The 17,761-nt window shown below is 68.5% G+C and carries 18 protein-coding genes; 7 read left to right on the forward strand and 11 right to left on the reverse strand.

Translation table 11 applies throughout. The features are described 5' to 3' along the window. Position 1: 1 nt before the first annotated feature. Positions 2-733, reverse strand: a complete 732-nt coding sequence (locus DFO45_RS13810; protein ID WP_133865331.1) for a cytochrome c biogenesis protein CcdA — start codon at positions 731-733, stop codon at positions 2-4. 161 nt (positions 734-894) lie between these two features. Between DFO45_RS13810 and DFO45_RS13815 the strand changes: the two genes are divergently transcribed. Both DFO45_RS13815 and DFO45_RS13820 read left to right on the forward strand, forming a co-directional pair. Then, positions 895-1,905, forward strand: a complete 1,011-nt coding sequence (locus DFO45_RS13815; protein WP_133865332.1) for a P1 family peptidase — start codon at positions 895-897, stop codon at positions 1,903-1,905. Between the two features lie 72 nt (positions 1,906-1,977). Then, positions 1,978-2,487 (forward strand): hypothetical protein, encoded by a 510-nt coding sequence (locus DFO45_RS13820; protein ID WP_133865333.1) that lies wholly within the window; start codon positions 1,978-1,980, stop codon positions 2,485-2,487. Positions 2,488-2,499: 12 nt separating this feature from the next. Here DFO45_RS13820 and DFO45_RS13825 read toward each other — a convergent pair whose 3' ends face one another. The 9 genes from DFO45_RS13825 to coxB form a co-directional block, all read right to left on the reverse strand. Beyond that, complete coding sequence (locus DFO45_RS13825) at positions 2,500-3,756, reverse strand: FAD-binding oxidoreductase (protein WP_166657129.1); 1,257 nt, start codon at positions 3,754-3,756, stop codon at positions 2,500-2,502. A gap of 69 nt (positions 3,757-3,825) precedes the next feature. Then, positions 3,826-4,596 (reverse strand): SURF1 family protein, encoded by a 771-nt coding sequence (locus DFO45_RS13830; protein WP_245518093.1) that lies wholly within the window; start codon positions 4,594-4,596, stop codon positions 3,826-3,828. Beyond that, positions 4,593-4,985 (reverse strand): DUF983 domain-containing protein, encoded by a 393-nt coding sequence (locus DFO45_RS13835; protein ID WP_012171478.1) that lies wholly within the window; start codon positions 4,983-4,985, stop codon positions 4,593-4,595. The genes DFO45_RS13830 and DFO45_RS13835 overlap by 4 nt, the downstream gene beginning before the upstream one ends. A gap of 67 nt (positions 4,986-5,052) precedes the next feature. Then, the gene (locus DFO45_RS13840; RefSeq protein ID WP_012171479.1) at positions 5,053-5,886 is read right to left on the reverse strand and encodes a cytochrome c oxidase subunit 3; all 834 of its coding nucleotides are present in this window, start codon (positions 5,884-5,886) and stop codon (positions 5,053-5,055) included. A gap of 151 nt (positions 5,887-6,037) precedes the next feature. After that, positions 6,038-6,673, reverse strand: coding sequence for a cytochrome c oxidase assembly protein (locus tag DFO45_RS13845; protein WP_133865335.1), 636 nt, complete (start codon positions 6,671-6,673; stop codon positions 6,038-6,040). Between the two features lie 7 nt (positions 6,674-6,680). Continuing rightward, positions 6,681-6,905, reverse strand: coding sequence for a hypothetical protein (locus DFO45_RS13850; protein ID WP_012171481.1), 225 nt, complete (start codon positions 6,903-6,905; stop codon positions 6,681-6,683). 4 nt (positions 6,906-6,909) lie between these two features. Further along, on the reverse strand, positions 6,910-7,845 hold the full coding sequence (gene cyoE / locus DFO45_RS13855) for a heme o synthase (protein WP_245518122.1): 936 nt from the start codon (positions 7,843-7,845) through the stop codon (positions 6,910-6,912). A 238-nt stretch (positions 7,846-8,083) separates the two neighbouring features. Further along, positions 8,084-9,691 (reverse strand): cytochrome c oxidase subunit I, encoded by a 1,608-nt coding sequence (gene ctaD, locus DFO45_RS13860; protein WP_043879436.1) that lies wholly within the window; start codon positions 9,689-9,691, stop codon positions 8,084-8,086. A gap of 146 nt (positions 9,692-9,837) precedes the next feature. Next, positions 9,838-10,638 (reverse strand): cytochrome c oxidase subunit II, encoded by an 801-nt coding sequence (gene coxB / locus DFO45_RS13865; RefSeq protein ID WP_244421866.1) that lies wholly within the window; start codon positions 10,636-10,638, stop codon positions 9,838-9,840. Between the two features lie 461 nt (positions 10,639-11,099). Here coxB and DFO45_RS13870 point away from each other — a divergent pair, with 461 nt between their 5' ends. The 4 genes from DFO45_RS13870 to DFO45_RS13885 all read left to right on the forward strand — a co-directional run bounded on the left by DFO45_RS13870 (position 11,100) and on the right by DFO45_RS13885 (position 16,249). Next, positions 11,100-11,642: an invasion associated locus B family protein gene (locus DFO45_RS13870; protein ID WP_245518094.1), complete on the forward strand. Its 543-nt coding sequence runs from the start codon at positions 11,100-11,102 to the stop codon at positions 11,640-11,642. Positions 11,643-11,877: 235 nt separating this feature from the next. Then, positions 11,878-13,716, forward strand: a complete 1,839-nt coding sequence (locus tag DFO45_RS13875; RefSeq protein ID WP_043879439.1) for a monovalent cation:proton antiporter-2 (CPA2) family protein — start codon at positions 11,878-11,880, stop codon at positions 13,714-13,716. A gap of 135 nt (positions 13,717-13,851) precedes the next feature. Further along, positions 13,852-15,270, forward strand: a complete 1,419-nt coding sequence (locus DFO45_RS13880; protein WP_133865339.1) for an MATE family efflux transporter — start codon at positions 13,852-13,854, stop codon at positions 15,268-15,270. Between the two features lie 46 nt (positions 15,271-15,316). After that, positions 15,317-16,249 carry a DUF937 domain-containing protein gene (locus tag DFO45_RS13885; RefSeq protein WP_133865340.1) on the forward strand — a complete coding sequence of 311 codons (933 nt, stop codon included), beginning with the start codon at positions 15,317-15,319 and terminating at the stop codon, positions 16,247-16,249. A gap of 99 nt (positions 16,250-16,348) precedes the next feature. Here DFO45_RS13885 and DFO45_RS13890 read toward each other — a convergent pair whose 3' ends face one another. Continuing rightward, the gene (locus DFO45_RS13890; RefSeq protein WP_158304124.1) at positions 16,349-16,678 is read right to left on the reverse strand and encodes a DUF1127 domain-containing protein; all 330 of its coding nucleotides are present in this window, start codon (positions 16,676-16,678) and stop codon (positions 16,349-16,351) included. A 172-nt stretch (positions 16,679-16,850) separates the two neighbouring features. Here DFO45_RS13890 and DFO45_RS13895 point away from each other — a divergent pair, with 172 nt between their 5' ends. Beyond that, positions 16,851-17,732, forward strand: coding sequence for a LysR substrate-binding domain-containing protein (locus DFO45_RS13895; protein ID WP_012171490.1), 882 nt, complete (start codon positions 16,851-16,853; stop codon positions 17,730-17,732). Positions 17,733-17,761 lie beyond the last annotated feature (29 nt).

Below are 17,761 nucleotides of genomic sequence, written 5' to 3' on the forward strand. Positions count from 1 at the left end.
GTCAGCCGAGCGTGCTAAGGATAGGGAAGGTTTCGAGCAGCCAGTAGCTCATGCTGGCGATGCCGCCGGACAGGAAGGCGATGCCCGTGAGCACCAGCACGCCGCCCATCACCTTCTCAACCACCGGCAGGAAGCGCCGCATGTGGGCGAGGCTCTTGAGGAAGGGCCGCACGGCGAGTGCCGCCAGCAGGAAGGGCACACCGAGGCCGGCGGAATAGACCGCGAGCAGCGCTGCCCCCTTCGTCACCGTCGCCTCCGAGCCCGCGACCGCGAGGATGGCGCCAAGCACCGGGCCGAGGCAGGGCGTCCAGCCGAAGGCGAAGGCAAGGCCCATCACGAAGGCGCCCCATACGCCTGTCGGCTCCGCCACATGGGCGCGCGCGGTGCGCGAGAGCAAGGCGATGCGGAACACGCCGAGGAAGTTGAGGCCCATCAGGATGATGGCGATGCCGGCGATGAGCGAGAGCGTGTCGAGATGAGCGCGCAGCACATTGCCGATGGCGGACGCCCCCGCTCCCAGCAGCACGAACACAACGGTGAAGCCGGAGACGAACAGCACTGCCCCATAGAAGGCCCGGCGGGCCACCTGACGCAGCGGCTCGGCATTGGTGAGGTCGTCGAGGGTCGCGCCGCCGATGTAGCACAGATAGGGCGGCACCAGCGGCAGCACGCAGGGGGAGAGAAAGCTGGCAAGGCCGGCAAGGAAGGCGGCGGGCAGCGAAACGTCGGCCATCGGACCCTTGGGTGCTACGCCCCGCCTCCGCACGGGCGGGCTCCCGTGTCTTGGCCCCATCGCGCGCCAGCGGCAAGCCCTGCGCCCCGTGCCTCCCCGCGTTGTGAAGCCGCGCCCTCCCGCCCTACCCTGCCGTCCTGTCCTGATTCCCCGGTGCCGCCATGCGCAATCTCCTCACCGACGTGCCCGGCCTGACGGTGGGCCATGCCACCGACCTGAAGCTCGGCTCCGGCGTCACCGCCATCCTGTGCCATCCGCCCGCCGTAGCGGCGGTGGACGTGCGCGGCGGCGCGCCGGGCACGCGCGAGACGGACCTGCTCGACCCCGCCGCCACCGTGCCCCATGTGGACGCCATCGTGCTTTCCGGCGGCTCGGCCTATGGGCTCGACGCCGCCTCCGGCGTGACGAGCTGGCTCGCGGCGCACGGGCGCGGCTATCTGGTGAAGGACATCCGCGTCCCCATCGTGCCCTCGGCCATCCTGTTCGATCTCCTGAACGGCGGCGACAAGCACTGGGGCCGGCATTCACCCTATCGCGACCTCGGCTACGCGGCCGGCGAGGCGGCGGGCGAAGACTTCGCCCTCGGCAGCGTCGGAGCCGGCACGGGCGCCACCACTGCCCGGATGAAGGGCGGCCTCGGCTCGGCCTCCGCGATCGCGCCGACCGGCCATCGCGTGGGCGCGCTGGTGGCGGTGAACGCGTTGGGCTGCCCGCTCATGGGCGAGGGTCCGCATTTCCGCGCCGCCCCCTTCGAGCGCAACGGCGAGTTCGGCGGCCTCGGCCTGCCCGTGCCGCTCCCGGCGGACGGCGGCGGCATCCATCTCAAGGGCACGACGCCGAAGACCGCCACCACCATCGCGGTCGTCGCGACGGATGCCGATCTCACCAGCGCCCAGACCCGCCACTTCGCGGTGATGGCGCAGGATGGGCTCGCCCTCTCGCTCTATCCCGTCCACACGCCGCTCGATGGCGACTGCGTCTTCGCTCTGGCCACCGGGCAGGCGACGCTCTCGGACCCCATCGGCGATCTCCTCGCCATCGGCGCCACGGCGGCGGCGGTGCTGGCGCGGGCAGTGGCACGGGCGGTCTATGAGGCGACGGCCCTGCCCTTCGCTGGCGCGCAGCCCGCCTGGCGCGACCTGTTTCCGGGCGCGGTGCGGGGACGAGGCTGATTTCGCGCCGTCCTGTGCTAGATCAGCCGCGAACCGGCTCCGACCTGGAGCCTCGCCTCTTCAGGAGCCGCCATGTCCGCCTTGCCGCCGATCCCGAAGCCCCGCCGCCGCTCCGCGCAGCCCGGCGCCCTCGGCGGCCTGCTGGCCATCATCTTCTGGTGCGCCTGCGGCATCACCGCCGTTCCGCTGGCCGGCCTGTTCACGCTCATCTCGGCCATGGGGCCGCAGGGAGCCTTCTCCGCCATTGCGGATTCGTTTTCCGGCTCGTCCGCCTCCGCGCAGATGCTGCGGCTCGGCCTCGTGCCGCAATTCGTTCTCTATGTCTGGGCGGTGACGACGGTGGCGCTCACCATCCTGCGCTCACGCCATGCGCTGACGCTCGTGCCGCTGGCGCTGGCGGTGTGGGTGGCCGTCACCGCCTTCTGCCAGTTTTCCATCCGCAGCATGATCACGCCCGGCGACGTGACCTTCATGGACCTCGCCGCGCTGCTGCCGGGCCTTCTGGTGCAAGCGGCGGGCGTCGCGGCGCTCTATGGCTATTTCCGCGAAGGCAAGCGGCCGGCCGCCTTCTACACCCGCTGACGCGGGCCGCCCTCAGGCGGCGGCGAAACGCGCGGGCGAGAACGGCGTCGGATCGGTGAAGGGCGTGACGCCCATCACCAGATCCGCCAGCAGGCGGCCCGAGACGGGACCGAGCGTCAGGCCCCAGTGGCTGTGGCCAAAATCGAGGAAGAGATCGGCATGGCCGGGCGCCCGGCCGATCACCGGCTTGGAATCCGGAAAGGCGGGCCGGAAGCCGAGCCACGGCTCGGCGTGAACCTGCGGACCCACGTCCACGAGACGGCGCACGCCGGCAATCACCTGCCGGACCTGCCGATGGGTCGCCGGATCATCCCGGCGGGCGAATTCGATGCCCGTGGTGGCCCGGATGCCGCTCTTGGTGCCCTGCAGGGCGAAACCGCCGGCGCGATCGACGATGCCACGGTTGAGAAGCTGGCCCGGCTTCGGCTCGAAATGGATGTGGTAGCCGCGCTTCACCGCCAGCGGCAGCGGCTGGGGGAGGCCGAGGCCCTTCAGCGCATCGAGGCTCCAGGGGCCGAGCGCCACCACGGCGATCTGGCCATCCACGGGCCCCTCCGCGGTCTCCACGCGCCAGAGGCTGCCGCTGCGCCGGAGGCTGCGGGCATCCCCGCGCACGAGCAGGCCCCCCCGCCGCTCCAGCAGCCGGGCATAGGCTTTCACCAGCCCGCCGGGATCGCTCACATTGTCGCAATCCGGCCAGTGGATGGCGGCGGCGAACGGCCCCGTCAGCAGCGGCTCCAGGGCGCGGGCGCCCGCTTCGTCCAGTACCCGGAAGGGGATGTTGAGGTCGTCCGCCAATTGCCGCTCGGTGGAGGTGGCGGCGAAATCGGCGGCGGTGCGATAGACCTTCAGATAGCCGGTGGGCGACAGCAGGCCCGGCACGCCCGCCTCTTCCGCCAGCCGGCGATGCTCACCTCGCGCCTGCGCCATCAAAGGGCGCAGGTCGCGGGCGATGTTCGCCTGCGCCGCCGGCGCGGAGGCCTTGAAATAGGCGATGAGCCACGACGCGAGCCCCGGCAGCGCCCCAAGCCGGTAGTTGCTCTGGGGCGAGAGCTTGAGCGCATGCTTCAGCAGCACCACCGGGTCGTAGGGCAAGGAGGTGGGCAGGAGGCCGCTGCCCTCGATGACGCCCGCATTGCCGAAGGAGGTGCCTTCGCCGGGCTGCGCACGGTCGATCAGCGTGACCGAGAGCCCGCGTTCGCGAAGATGCAGGGCGGCGCTGACGCCGACGATTCCCGCCCCGAGTACGATCGCATCCGTGCGCGCCATTCTGCGTCCTCCGCGCCGCATCTTGGCGGACGGGGCTGGCGTGGGGAAGGTCGGGCGGCATGCGTGTCCTCAGGAAGCCGCACGATGCGCGCGGCGGCGCAGCAGCAGGTAGGCGACGGTGACGCCGACGAGGGCGGCCGCGAGCCCGTACCAGGTCAAAGCGTATTCCAGATGCCGGTTGGAGAAGGCGAGGCGCGTCTCGCCGCCCTGCGGCAGCCCGCCGGGATTGGGCGTGCCGTCGGCATCGATCAGGAACGGCGCGGCGTCGGCGAGCCCCCGCGCGGCGGCGATTTCCACGGGATCGCGGCGATACCAGGCATTGCGGGCGGGATCGTTGGCGGGGACGAAATAGCTCGCCTCCTCGGGAAAGCGCAGCAGGCCGGTGACGGTCACTTGGCCCGCCACCTGCCCCGCCGCCCGCTGGGCTGGCGCACGCGCCGCCTCGGGCACGAAGCCGCGATTGACGAGCACCGCGCCGCCTCCCGCCAGATGCAGCGGCGTCACCACGAGGAAGCCCGGCCCCTTCTGCGGCCCCGCCGCATCCGAGAGCACGGTGTAGATGAGCGTTTCCTTGCCGTGGTCGAACGTGCCGGTGGCGGTCACATGGTCATATTCGTCCCGCGCCCGCGTGAGGCCCGCCCAGCCCGAGGGCGGCGGCAGTGCGTGAGGCGGTGCCTCGACCCGGCTGTCCACCTGGCGGATGAGGTTCAGCTTCCACGCCCGCCGCTCCAGTTGCCACGTGCCAAGGCCGATGAGTATGAGGAAGGCGCAGCCGGCGGCCAGCAGCAGCGGCCAGATACGCCCCGCCGGTGGCCGCTCCGCTTCCAGGGCGTCCGTCACGGTGGCCCGTCTCCGCCGCTCAGCCGGCCCTCCGCGGCCTTGTTGCGATATTGCAGGGCGATCAGCACCGCCTTGAAGGGGCGCAGCAGCCCGAGCGTCACGCCGAGGATGGCCGGGATCCAGAGGAGTGCATGCAGCCAGAGGGGCGGCTCGTACTTCACCTCCACCCACAGCGCCAGCACCACCACCAGCGCGCCGCCGATGAGGATGACGAACACGGCCGGCCCGTCGCCGGCATCAATGAAGCCATAGTCGAGACCGCAGGCCTCGCAGCGCGGGGCGAGATCGAGGAAGCCCTTGTAGAGCTTGCCCCGGCCGCAGCGGGGGCAGCGGCAGGCAAGGCCGGCGGCGATCGGGGAGACCGGCTCGTAATAATGCTCGGAATTCATGGGACCTCCGCCGGCAGCAAAAAGGGGCGGCCGATGCGCCGCCCCTTTTTCCGGATGTGGCGCAGGATCAGTGCCCGCCGTGGCCGGCGGCTGCCCACACATAGATAAAGGTGAAGAGGAACAGCCAGACCACGTCCACGAAGTGCCAGTACCAGGCCGCCGCCTCGAAGCCGAAGTGCTTCTGCGGCGTGAAGTCGCCGAGATAGACCCGCAGCAGGCAGACGATCAGGAAGATGGTGCCGACGATGACGTGGAAGCCGTGGAAGCCCGTCGCCATGAAGAAGGTGGCGCCGTAGATGTTGCCCGAGAAGGCGAAGTGAACGTGGAGATACTCGTAGGCCTGGCAGAGGCTGAAGATCAGCCCAAGGCCGACGGTGCACCACAGGCCCCACTTCACGCCCTGCCGGTCGCCTTCGAGCAGGGCATGGTGCGCCCAGGTGAGGGTAGTGGCGGAGGTGAGCAGGATAAGGGTGTTGAGCAGTGGCAGGTGCCAGGGCGAGAGCGGCTCGATGCCCTTGGGGGGCCACACGCCGCCGGTGAACTCCATCCGCTGGTAGTTGATGGCCTCGCCGGTGAAGAGCGAGGCATCGAAGAAGGCCCAGAACCAGGCGACGAAGAACATCACCTCGGAGGCGATGAAGAGGATCGTACCGTAGCGGAATCCGATCTGGACCACGTTCGTGTGGAAGCCAATATGGCCTTCGCGCACGATGTCGCGCCACCAGCCGAACATGGTGTAGCAGATGCCGAGCAGGCCCAGCGACATGGGCAGCGCCGAGCCGCCGTGCATCCACAGCACCGCGCCGGACGCGCCGACGAAGGCGGCGATGGCTCCGATGATCGGCCACGGGCTCGGATCGACCACGTGGTAATCGTGATGCTTGGCGTGTCCTTCGGCCATCTGACGCGGCCTCCCCTTCTATCCCGTTTCCAGTATGCCACATCTGCGCCGATCTGGCGCGGATGGTTAGTCTTGAAACCCTTGCGTGTCCTCGGCGCGGCGAGATGCCACGCCCCGCGTCAGGGACCCGATCGTCACATGGGCCCCGTCGTCACATGGGCACCTTCTGCTTCGGAGCGGGCGCGGCAGCCTGCGCCGCCGCCGGGAAGAAGGTGTAGGACAGGGTGATGGTGGTGAGCCCGTCCATCTCCGGATCATCCGCGATGGCGGGGTCGATGTAGAAGACCACGGGCATGTCCACCTTCTCGCCGGCCTCCAGCTTCTGCTCGTTGAAGCAGAAGCACTGCAGCTTCACGAAATAGGCGCCCGCCGTGGAGGGCATCACATTATAGGTTGCGTTGGCATAGGTCTCGGACCTGCCGCGGCTGGCCGCGAAGTAATAGGCCATGCTGGTCTCGCCGACCTTCACCTCGGTGCTGGTGGCTTCGGGCCGGAAGTCCCACGGCAGGCCGGGGGCGACGTTGCCATCGAAGCGCACGGTGATCTTGCGATCCAGCACCTTGGTCGCCGCCCCTTCGGCGGTGCGCGTGGCGCCGCCGAAGCCGGTCATGCTGCAGAAGGCGCGATAGAGCGGCACCGAGGCGTAGGTCACGCCCACCATGGCAGCGACGAAGAGCACACATCCGACCACGACCCGGCCGTTGCGGCGGGAGGCACGAGGCGCGCGCGAGACATCGGCGGAGGGCTCGGCCCCGGCGGTCTTCTCGGCGGTCTCGCGCGTGTCCATGGCTACCTCACAAGGGTCGGTTCAACACCACGCCGGGTCCCAGCTTCACGATGGTGACCACGTAGAAGAGGATCACCAGGAAGCCGAGCACGGAAGCGATCGCGATGGAGCGGGCGCGCCGCCGGCGCAGTTGCTCCGGGGTCAGCACCACGCCGTCCTCGGGGGGCGGCGGCGCCGGAGGCGTCTTGCGCTCCGGCGGCGGGGCCGGCTTTCGCTTCACCGTCTGACCCAAGGGCTCACATCCCCCTCACCAGCGCTTCCGCCAGAAGGGTGGCGAACAGCAGGAACAGATACAGGATGGAGAAGCCGAAGAGCTTCTTGGCGGCGGTGACGGCGGCGGGGCCGGTGCGGCGGCGATAGACATTCACCGCCAGCAGCAGCATGCCGAGGCCGGTGACGCCCGCGACCACGCCATAAGCGAGGCCCGCCTCGCCCAGCATCACCGGGGAGAGGGCCAGCGGCACGAGGAAGAGCGTGTAGAGCAGGATCTGCTTGCGCGTCTCGTCCGGCCCCGCCGTCACCGGCAGCATGGGCACGCCGGCGCGGGCATAGTCATCCGCCCGATAGAGGGACAGCGCCCAGAAGTGCGGCGGGGTCCAGAAGAAGATGATGGCGACAAGGATGACGCTCTCGAGGCTGATGCTGCCCGAAGCGGCCGCCCAGGCGACCATGGGCGGCAACGCGCCCGCAAGCCCGCCGATGACAATGTTCTGAGGGGTCGAGCGCTTCAGCCACATGGTGTAGACCACCACGTAGAAGAAGATGGTGAAGGCCAGCAGCGCGCCGGCCAGCACATTCACCAGGAGGCCCAGCACGACCACCGAGAAGGCGGCCAGCGTCAGGCCGAAGGCGAGCGCCTCCCGCGGCGTGACGCGGCCGGCCGGAATGGGGCGGCGCTGGGTGCGGGACATGACGGCGTCGATGTCCGCGTCCCACCACATGTTGAGCGCACCGGCGGCACCGGCGCCGACCGCGATGCAGAGAATGGCGGTGAAGGCGATGACGGGATGAACGTGATCAGGCGCGCGCACGAGACCGACGAGCGCGGTGAAGATCACCAGCGACATCACGCGCGGCTTCAGCAGGGAGATGTAGTCCCGCGGGGTTCCAAGCCCTTCCGAGGCCTGCGGTGCGAGGCTGCGCCCCGCATTCTCGTTCAATCCTACGCTCACGTCGCTCATGACTTCTCATCCACCGGGTCCGGCCCGGCGCCGTGCCGGACGCTGGGGCCGGAACTGGGCCTCCGGGAAAAAACGGAGGCCGGCCCGCTTCAATGCCGCCAGAGGGGAGGCAACGCAACCCTGAAGCCCTGCCCCTCGCGCCCGCACCCTGGAGGTGACCGGCGTCCGGCGCATGGCCGGAGCGGACCCGGACGGAGCAGGGGCGGACCCCTGCTCCGTCCGGCGGACCTCACTTGATGCGCGGCAGCACCTCGAAGTGGTGATACGGCGGCGGAGACGGAAGGGTCCACTCGAGGGTGGTGGCACCCGCCCCCCACGGATTGTCGCCCGCCTTCTCCTTGCGGACGAAGGCCAGCGCCGTGCCGATGAGGAAGATGATCACCGCGACGCCCGAGATGTAGGAGCCGATGGAGGAGATGTAGTTCCAGTGGGCGAAGGCGTCCGGATAGTCCGCATAGCGGCGCGGCATGCCGGCAAGGCCGAGGAAGTGCTGCGGGAAGAACACCATGTTCACGCCGATGAACGTGACCCAGAAGTGCAGCTTGCCCCAGAATTCCGGGATCATGTAACCGCTCATCTTCGGGAACCAGTAGTACCAGCCGGCGAAGATGGCGAAGACGGCGCCGAGAGAGAGCACGTAGTGGAAATGGGCCACCACGTAATAGGTGTCGTGCAGCGAGCGGTCGATGCCGGCGTTGGACAGCACGACGCCGGTCACGCCGCCCACCGTGAACAGGAAGATGAAGCCGATCGACCACAGCATGGGCGTGCGGAACTGCAGCGAGCCGCCCCACATGGTGGCGATCCACGAGAAGATCTTCACGCCCGTCGGCACCGCGATGATCATGGTCGCGGCAACGAAGTAGGACTGTGTCGAGGCTGACAGGCCCACCGTGTACATGTGGTGCGCCCACACCACGAAGCCCACCACGCCGATCGCCACCATCGCATAGGCCATGCCGAGATAGCCGAACACGGGCTTGCGCGAGAAGGTGGAGATGATGTGCGAGATGATGCCGAAGCCCGGCAGGATGAGGATGTAGACCTCGGGGTGGCCGAAGAACCAGAACAGGTGCTGGAACAGGATCGGATCGCCGCCGCCCGCCGGATCGAAGAAGGTGGTGCCGAAGTTGCGGTCCGTCAGCAGCATGGTGATGGCACCGGCGAGCACGGGCAGCGACAGCAGCAGCAGGAAGGCGGTGATGAGCTGCGCCCAGGCAAACAGCGGCATCTTGTGCAGCGTCATGCCGGGGGCGCGCATGTTGAAGATGGTGGTGATGAGATTGATCGCGCCGAGGATGGACGAAGCGCCCGCCACGTGCAGCGAGAAGATGAGCAGATCCATGGCCGGGCCGGGATGGCCGAGCTTGGAGGAGAGCGGCGGATAGATGGTCCAGCCGCCGCCGAAGCCGTCGGAGCCCGCCGCGCCTTCCACGAACAGCGACATGATGGCCAGCGCGAAGGCCGGCACCAGCAGCCAGAAGGCGATGTTGTTGATGCGCGGGAAGGCGGTGTCGGGGGCGCCGATCATCAGCGGCACGAAGTAGTTGCCGAAGCCGCCGATCAGCGCGGGCATCACCATGAAGAAGATCATGATGAGGCCGTGGCCCGTGGTGAAGACGTTAAACGTCTGCGGATTCTTGAAGTACTGGAGGCCGGGCTCCATGAGCTCCAGCCGGATGCCGATGGACAGGGCGCCGCCCACGATCCCCGCCACGATGGCGAAGATCAGGTACATGATGCCGATGTCCTTGTTGTTCGTGGAGAACACCCAGCGCCGCCAGCCGGTCGGCACGTGGTCGTCATGGGCGCCGTAGGATGCTGCCTGAGTGGCCATGGTCCAGTCCTCGATCCCGAAGGGCGCCGTCGGCGTTCGCGGCCTGCCCTGATCCCTGATGCGGGCCGCCGGGGCGGCCCCTGGATGGCGATGCGCCACCCGCGAATGTCAGATCGCCCGCCCGCATGCTACGGCGGGCGGAAGGCTCAGCGCGCCGGGGCGGCGTCCGCCACCTGCGTGGGCACCGGCGCCTGCGTGTCAGCAAACTTCTGCTTGGCCTGCGCCAGCCAGGCATCGAAATCCTGCTGGCTCACCACGCGCACCGCCAGCGGCATGAAGGCGTGGTCGCGGCCGCAGAGCTCCGAGCACTGGCCATAATACACGCCTTCCTTGGTCGCCTTGAACCACGACTCGTTGAGGCGGCCCGGAATCGCGTCGATCTTCACGCCGAAGGACGGCACGGCGAAGGAGTGGATGACGTCGGCGCTGGTGACGTGGATGCGCACCACCTTGTTCACCGGCACCACCACCTCATTGTCCACCGCCAGCAGGCGCGGCTGGCCGGGCTTCAGGTCCTTCTCCGCAACCATCAGCGAATCGAAGCCGAAACCGCCATTGTCGGGATATTCGTAGGACCAGTACCACTGGTGCCCCGTCACCTTCACCGTCATGTCCGGCTCGGGCGTGTGCAGCTCGAGATGCAGCAGGCGGAAGGAGGGAATGGCGATCGCCACCAGGATCATCACCGGCACGACCGTCCAGGCCACTTCCAGCAGCGTGTTGTGCGTGGTCTTGGAGGGGACCGGATTGGCCTTCTCGTTGAAGCGGACGATGCAGATCGCCAGCAGCACGAGCACGAACAGCACGATGGACGAGATGATCACCAGCAGGAAAGTGTTGAAGGAGCGAATGCTCTCCATCACCGGCGTCGCCGCCTGCTGAAGGTTCATCTGCCAGTCGGACGGTTGCCCCAATCCCGCATGGGCGGCCGCAAGCGACAGGCCCATCCAGCAGGAGGCAGCAACAGCGAGCGCACCGGCGCGGCGCAATGAAATCATCTTAGGCCCTCTCCGAGGGCGGCAGAGCCGCCGGACGTGTCTTCCCTGGCGCCCAAACGCCCGGGCACACAACCCGTGATTGCCGTGCACTTTTACCGCACAGCGGCGCTTTGGCTTCTTTCTTGATTTACATCAAACACAAATTTGCGACGAGCCGCAATCAGCACACCCCTGCCCCACATGCGACACAAAGTCGGATTGGAAGGCGCCGCGGATGTGCATCGGCACCGGCGTTTAGAAAACGTCCACCCGATTCACGCTTCATGCCGCGGGGATGGAAACATCCTCAGGAGAAGGAGCCGGGCGTTCTCATTCTTGACATGGACGGCAGGCTCCTTAAGCACAGACGAGACATTTCAACGGCCGCAGGCATCCTGCTTGCTTGGCTGGAGCCCTGTTTGGTGATGCCCATGCTGCCCTTCCGCCTGATTGCCTCGGCGCTGCCCCGGATGCGCGCCCTTGCGCCGGCGGCCGCCCTCATCGGCCTGCTCCTCGGCGTCAGCCAGGCGACGCCCGCTTCCGCCCAGGGCGTGGTGAAGCAGACCTTCGGCGAGTGGCAGATCCGCTGCGACACGCCGCCCGGCGCCCAGAGCGAGCAGTGCGTCCTGCTCCAGAGCGTGCAGGCGGACGACCGGCCCAACGTCGGCCTCACCGTCATTATCCTGCGCACCGCCGACCAGAAGAGCCGCCTGCTGCGTGTGCTCGCCCCCCTCGGCGTGCTGTTGCCCTCCGGCCTCGGCCTCAAGATCGACGATGCGGACGTGGGTCGCGCCGGCTTCGTGCGCTGCCTGCCCAACGGCTGCGTCGCCGAGGTGGTGATGGACGACACACTCATCGGCCGCCTGCGCGCCGGCAAGATGGCCACCTTCATCATCTTCCAGACCCCCGAGGAAGGCATCGGCATTCCGCTGAGCCTCAACGGCTTCGGTCCCGGCTTCGACGCCCTGAAATAAGCCGGGCCATCGGCCCCCCGCCATCCACACGCGGCGGGCCGGATTTTCCGCCGCCGGCACGGTTTGGCCATGCTTGGGTTCCAAAAGGCACGCCCATGGAGCCGACCGGCGGGATCATTGGTCCCAAGCCGTGACACCGTCTCCGATTCTTTGGTAGAGAGAGCGCTGGCCGGTGCCGCCCTGCAGTGCGGGAGGCGCCACGGATGCTCTGGCGGGCCGCGGGGAGACGGAGCGGATGCATGGCGATGAACACACGCTCTTCCTGAGCGCCCTCGCCTTCCTCGCCGCGGCCGTCGTTTCCGTTCCCATCGCCCGCCGCCTCGGCCTTTCGCCGGTGGTCGGCTATCTCGCCGCCGGCGTCGCCATCGGCCCGGCCGGCCTCAGCGTGGCAGACCCCTCCACCGTCATCACGGTGGCCGAGCTCGGCGTCGTCCTGCTGCTCTTCCTCATCGGCCTCGAGCTCCAGCCCTCCCGCCTCCTTTCCATGGGGCGCTACATCTTCGGCCTCGGCACGGCGCAGCTTCTGCTCACCGGCGCAGTGATCGCAGTGGTGGAAATGCTGCTCGGCTTCGGCTGGGCGGCGGCGGTCATCTCGGGCCTCGCGCTCGCCATGTCGGCCACCTCCATCGCGCTCCAGTTGCTCTCGGAGCGTGGCGACGTCTCGTCCGGCTATGGCCAGCGGGCCTTCTCCATCCTGCTGTTGCAGGACATCGCCATCGTGCCGCTGCTGGCACTGGTGCCCCTGCTGGCGCCGGGCGAATCCGCGACACCGCGCAATCCTACCGGCGTGCTGCTCCAGGCCGGCGCCATGATCGGCGCCATCGCCGTGGTGGTGGTGGCGGGGCGCTATCTCCTCAATCCGCTGTTCCGCCTGCTGGCCCGCACCGGCGCGCGCGAGGCGATGACGGCGGCCGCCCTCCTCGTGGTGATGGGCGCTGCGGGCCTCATGGCGTTTGCCGGCCTGTCCATGGCGCTGGGCGCCTTCCTTGCCGGCCTGCTGCTGTCGGAAAGCACCTTCCGGCACGAGCTAGAAGCCAATATCGACGCCTTCCGCGGGCTGCTGCTGGCGCTGTTCTTCATGGGCGTCGGCATGTCGCTGGACCTGAAGGTTGTCATTCCCTACCTCGGTCCCGTGCTCTCCGGCGCTCTCGTCATCACGGCGATCAAGTTCGCCGTGGTGTTCGTGCTCTATCGGGGCGACCACCGCGATCTCGCGGACGGGCTCAGGGCGGGCGCCGTGCTGATGCCGGCGGGCGAGTTCGCCTTCGTGCTGTTCCCGCTCGCCCTCTCGAACGGCATCCTCGACCAGCAGCAGACCTCTCTCCTCACCGCTACGGCCGCGGTGACGATGATGATCGGTCCGCTCGCCTTCGCCGGCATTGAGGTGCTGCTGCCGCGCCTGCGCAAGGATGCGCCGGAGCCCGAGCCGGACGATTTCACGGATGCCAACGGCAGCGTGCTCGTGATCGGCTTCGGCCGTTTCGGGCAGGTGGTCTCCCAGTGCCTGCTCGCCGAGAATGTCGGCGTCACCATCATCGACAACGATGTGGAGATGATCCAGAGCGCCGGCCGCTTCGGCGTGCATATCTATTATGGCGACGGCACGCGGCTCGACGTGCTGCGCGCCGCCGGCGCCGAGACCGCCGAGGTCATCGCGGTGTGCGTGGACGACAAGGACACGGCCACCCGCATCGTGGAGATCGTGAAGGCCTCCATGCCGCAGGCCCGCCTCTTCGTGCGCAGCTTCGACCGCGTGCACACCATGGATCTCCTGCGCAAGGGCGTGGATTTCGAGATCCGTGAGACGCTGGAATCGGCCTTCGCCTTCGGCACGCGGACCTTGGAATCGCTGGGGCTGGATACGGAAACCGCCCGCCAGCGCGTCGCCGAGGTGCGCGAGCGCGACCGGGCGCGGCTGCTGCGCCAGATGGAGGAGGGCCTTTACGCCGGCCTCGACCAGTTCACGCCCCGCAAGGTGGAGCCGGAGCCGCTTACCCGGCCTGAGAAGCCCGCCCGCCCGCTCAACCCCGAGGCGCAGGACGTGCTCACCCACGAGACCGAATTCTCCGGCTGACGGGTCGCCGCCGTCAGCGGTGTTCTTCCGCATCGGTCTGGGGCATGGTCCGCCCCCGCCGGCCCACGGAGCCGGATCGGGCGCGGTCAGCCTGATCGCATCCGGAACCCGCCCCCCGCCCGCCCCAAGGTTCCCATGGCCCGTTCCCATCCCACCTTCACCCACGGTTCCATCATGCGCCACGTGGCGGTCATGACGGGCACCGGCTCGGTGGGGCTGGTCGCCGTGTTCATGGTGGACCTGCTCAACCTCTTCTACATCTCGCTGCTGGGCGAGGCGGAACTGGCGGCGGCCATCGGCTATGCGGGCACGGTGATGTTCTTCGTCACCTCCGTCACCATCGGCCTCATGATCGCGGCCTCCGCCACCGTCTCGCGGGCGCTCGGCGCCGGGCGGCGGCGGGAGGCACGCCAGCGCGCCACTACGGCGGCGGTGCTGATGCTCGCCACCTGCCTCATCCTGACGGCGGTGACGCTGCCGCTGCTGCATCCCCTCCTCCGCCTCCTCGGCGCCACCGGACACACCGCCGCCATCGCCGAGCGCTTCCTGTTCATGGTCACGCTCTCGACGCCGCTGCTCGGCCTCGGCATGGTCGCCTCCGGCATCCTGCGGGCGACGGGCGATGCCAGCCGCTCCATGTGGGTGACGCTCGGCGGCGGCATCGTCACCGCATTGCTGGACCCGCTGCTGATCCTCGTGCTCCATCTGGGGGTTGATGGCGCTGCCTATGCGAGCTCGGCCTCCCGCCTCTTCATGGCCATCGCCGGCCTCTACTGGTGCGGCAAGCACCATCGCCTGCTGACGCGGCCGACCCGGCGGATGATCGCCGAGAACTTCCGCCCCATCGCGTCCATCGCCTGGCCGGCCATCCTCACCAATGTGGCCACCCCGGTGGGCAATGCCTATGTCACCTCCGCCCTCGCCCCCTTCGGAGACGAGGCGGTGGCGGCCTGGGCGGTGATCGGGCGCGTCATTCCCGTGGCGTTCGGGCCGCTGTTCGCGCTGACTGGGGCTGTCGGCCCCATCTTCGGCCAGAATCTCGGTGCCGGCCGCTACGACCGGCTGCGCACCACGCTGCGCGACAGCCTGCTGCTGATCCTCTGCTACGTCCTGCTCGTCTGGCTGGCCATGGCGCTCGGCCGCGGCCCCATCGCCTCCGGTTTCGGGCTGACAGATGCGGGGCGCGGCATCGTGGAGTTCTTCTGCCTCGTCTCGGCGGGCAGCTTCATGTTCCTCGGTGCCCTGTTCGTCTCCAACGCCGCCTTCAACAATCTCGGCGCGCCCCTGTTCTCCACGCTGTTCAACTGGGGCCGGGCGACACTTGGCACGGTGCCCTTCGCCTGGGCGGGGGGACAGCTCATGGGGCCGAACGGGGTCATCCTCGGCCAGAGCCTCGGCGCCGTGGCCTTCGGGCTCGCGGGCATGGTGTTCGCGTTCCGGCTCATCGAGAAGATCGGTCGTTCAGGTGCACCGGCCGCGCCCGGCCGCCACCCGGCGCCAGCGGAAATGCCGCCTTTGTCCTCGCCGCAGGATGCGGCGGCCATCGACCCGTGATTTTGGCGCTGTGATGGCGTAGGGTCTCCTTCAGGGGAGGCCATACATGGATCAGTTCACCCAGTTGCTGAAGTCCGCCCAAGGCGGGCACGGCGTCGAGAACCTCGCCAACCTGTACGGCCTCTCGGCCCAGCAGACGCAGCGCGTGATGGAAGCGCTGATTCCGGCCTTCTCCGTGGCGCTCCAGCGGGCCATGCAATCGCCCGAGAGCCTCGCGAATCTCACCATCCTGATGATGAGCGGCCCCTACGGCGGGCTCTACGAGCACCCGCCGCAGAAGCCCGTGGAACTCGCCAAGCCGGGCGATCCGGTGCTGGAAGCCGTGTTCGGCAGTCCCGACGTGGCCAAGGCGGTCGCCGACCACGCGGCCTCGTCCTCCGGCCTCGCTGCCGCCGTGGTGAAGCAGGTGATGCCGTCCTTTGCGACGCTCCTGCTCGGCGGTCTTGCCAAATCGCTGGCCGCCTCCGGTGCCATGAGCCAGATGCTCGCGGCCTCCCTCGCGCGGGCCAGCGGGCAGCAACTGCCCACGGGCAATCCGTGGGTCGATGCGCTGAACAATTTCATCTCGCCGCCGCAGGCCCAGCAGGCGCCCCAGTCCACGGGAAATCCGTGGGTGGATGCGTTTGCCCAAATGATGGTGCAGTCGCCCTTCGGCCTGCGCGGCGCCAACGCCCGCAGCAACAACCCCTGGCAGGCGCTGGCGGAAACCATCAGCGCGTCCATGGCAGCCTTCCAGATCCCGGCTCAGGGCTGGACCGCGGCACCGCCCCCGAAGGCCGCCCCGGCGCCCCCTCCCCCGCCGCCCGAACCGGCGAATCCCGCTTTGCCGTTCCAGGACTTCTTCGCCAAGCTGTTCACGCAGGGCTGCCCGCCGGCCTTCAACGCCTTTGATCCGAGCCGCAGTTCGGGGCCGACGGGCTTCTACCCGTTCGATGTCTGGGCGCAGATGCTCGACCGGAGCAGCGGCCGCAAGGGCTGAGGCGGATACGAAAAAGCCCGCACCGGACGGTGCGGGCAAGGCGGCGGTCCCGAGGGGCGCGACCGCAATCTCATTGGAATTCTGGAACGGTGCGCGCGATCACCAGCCCTTTTCGGGCAGGCCGCGATGGCGCAGAAGCTCCCGCTGCACGAGTCGCCGGGCGGCCTGCCGCTCCACGGAGCGGGTCACCAGGACGTCGGTCGGATCGCTCCACCAGGGGGATGCCGCCGCGTCGCGCAGGTCACTGCGGTCGAGGCCGATGTCTTTCAGCATCGCGTCGCTCATCTCCCCGAGGGTGGCCACATCCCGGCGATGGATCATGGCACGGGTGATATTGCGCACCGTCCGCACGAGGGCACGGGCCGCCAGGCCGAAACGGACGCTGACGGGCGCATAGAAGGCGCTGCTGTTTTCACCGAAGGTTGCCATGTCGCTCTCCATCACCGGGGCGCGCCATCACTCCTCCAGGCCTCGGGTGAGGGCCACCCGATTTCGCTGCGCCGCGGTTGGCTCCTCTTGTGTCCGAGAGCGATGAATCAGACTAGCGAATGTTATTCATCGCTCATATCATCGTGTGTGATGACTTCGGGACGCTGGCGCCATGACCGTTCTGCTCGATGCCGACCATTTGCGGACCTTCGCCGCCATTGCGGAGACCGGCAGCTTCACCAAGGCGGCCGAGGTCGTACACAAGACCCAGTCCGCTGTCTCCATGCAGATGAAGCGGCTGGAGGACCGGGTGGGACGGCCGCTTTTTGCCCGTGACGGCCGCGCCTCGCGGCTGACGCCGGACGGCGAAAAGCTGCTGGACTATGCCCGGCGTATCGTGAAGCTCAATTTGGAAGCGGTCTCGGCCTTCACCGACCAGACTCTCTCCGGCCGCGTCTGCCTCGGCGTGCCGGACGATTACGCCGACCGCTATCTCCCCGACATCATGGCCCGGTTTTCCCGCACCCATCCCTCCGTCGAGCTGACGGTGGTGTGCGAGCCAAGTCAAAGGCTGAACGAGAGCATCGCGGCCGGGGCCATCGACCTTGCCATCATCACCGCCACCGACATCTCCAACCGCAATGTGCAGGTAATCCGGCGCGAGCGCCTGCTGTGGGTGGGATCGCTCCGCCATTCCGCACATCTGGAGGAGCCGACGCCGCTCGCCCTCGGCCAGCCCACCTGCCAGTGGCGGGATGTGGCGGTGGCGGGCCTGCATAAGTCAAAGCGCGGCTATCGCATTCTCTACAGCAGCCCCAACCATGGGGCGGTTTCCGCCGCGGTGCTGGCAGGCCTTGCCATCTCGGTCGTGCCCGAATCGGCCCTGCGCCCCGGCATGCGGGTGCTGGGGGCGGCCGAAGGCTTCCCGCCGCTTCCGCCCTGCGACATCGGCCTGCTGCGCAACCCGCATGAGCCCTCGGCGCTCGCGGAGGCGCTCGCCCATCACATCATTCAGGGGCTGGACAATCTCACCGAGGCCGACGCGGCGGAATAGCCGCGCCGATCCTTCAGAACGCGATCCAA

This window comes from Azorhizobium sp. AG788, from assembly GCF_004364705.1.
Classification (GTDB): Bacteria; Pseudomonadota; Alphaproteobacteria; order Rhizobiales; family Xanthobacteraceae; genus Azorhizobium; species Azorhizobium caulinodans.

Excerpts from the sequence above, each read along its gene's own strand:
- DFO45_RS13810 (WP_133865331.1), bottom strand. The coding sequence starts at position 733 with ATGGCCGACGTTTCGCTGCCCGCCGCCTTCCTTGCCGGCCTTGCCAGC.
- DFO45_RS13815 (WP_133865332.1), top strand. The coding sequence starts at position 895 with ATGCGCAATCTCCTCACCGACGTGCCCGGCCTGACGGTGGGCCATGCC.
- DFO45_RS13820 (WP_133865333.1), top strand. The coding sequence starts at position 1,978 with ATGTCCGCCTTGCCGCCGATCCCGAAGCCCCGCCGCCGCTCCGCGCAG.
- DFO45_RS13825 (WP_166657129.1), bottom strand. The coding sequence starts at position 3,756 with ATGGCGCGCACGGATGCGATCGTACTCGGGGCGGGAATCGTCGGCGTC.
- DFO45_RS13835 (WP_012171478.1), bottom strand. The coding sequence starts at position 4,985 with ATGAATTCCGAGCATTATTACGAGCCGGTCTCCCCGATCGCCGCCGGC.
- DFO45_RS13840 (WP_012171479.1), bottom strand. The coding sequence starts at position 5,886 with ATGGCCGAAGGACACGCCAAGCATCACGATTACCACGTGGTCGATCCG.
- DFO45_RS13845 (WP_133865335.1), bottom strand. The coding sequence starts at position 6,673 with ATGGACACGCGCGAGACCGCCGAGAAGACCGCCGGGGCCGAGCCCTCC.
- ctaD (WP_043879436.1), bottom strand. The coding sequence starts at position 9,691 with ATGGCCACTCAGGCAGCATCCTACGGCGCCCATGACGACCACGTGCCG.
- coxB (WP_244421866.1), bottom strand. The coding sequence starts at position 10,638 with ATGGGCCTGTCGCTTGCGGCCGCCCATGCGGGATTGGGGCAACCGTCC.
- DFO45_RS13870 (WP_245518094.1), top strand. The coding sequence starts at position 11,100 with ATGCTGCCCTTCCGCCTGATTGCCTCGGCGCTGCCCCGGATGCGCGCC.
- DFO45_RS13875 (WP_043879439.1), top strand. The coding sequence starts at position 11,878 with ATGCATGGCGATGAACACACGCTCTTCCTGAGCGCCCTCGCCTTCCTC.
- DFO45_RS13880 (WP_133865339.1), top strand. The coding sequence starts at position 13,852 with ATGGCCCGTTCCCATCCCACCTTCACCCACGGTTCCATCATGCGCCAC.
- DFO45_RS13885 (WP_133865340.1), top strand. The coding sequence starts at position 15,317 with ATGGATCAGTTCACCCAGTTGCTGAAGTCCGCCCAAGGCGGGCACGGC.
- DFO45_RS13890 (WP_158304124.1), bottom strand. The coding sequence starts at position 16,678 with ATGGCAACCTTCGGTGAAAACAGCAGCGCCTTCTATGCGCCCGTCAGC.
- DFO45_RS13895 (WP_012171490.1), top strand. The coding sequence starts at position 16,851 with ATGACCGTTCTGCTCGATGCCGACCATTTGCGGACCTTCGCCGCCATT.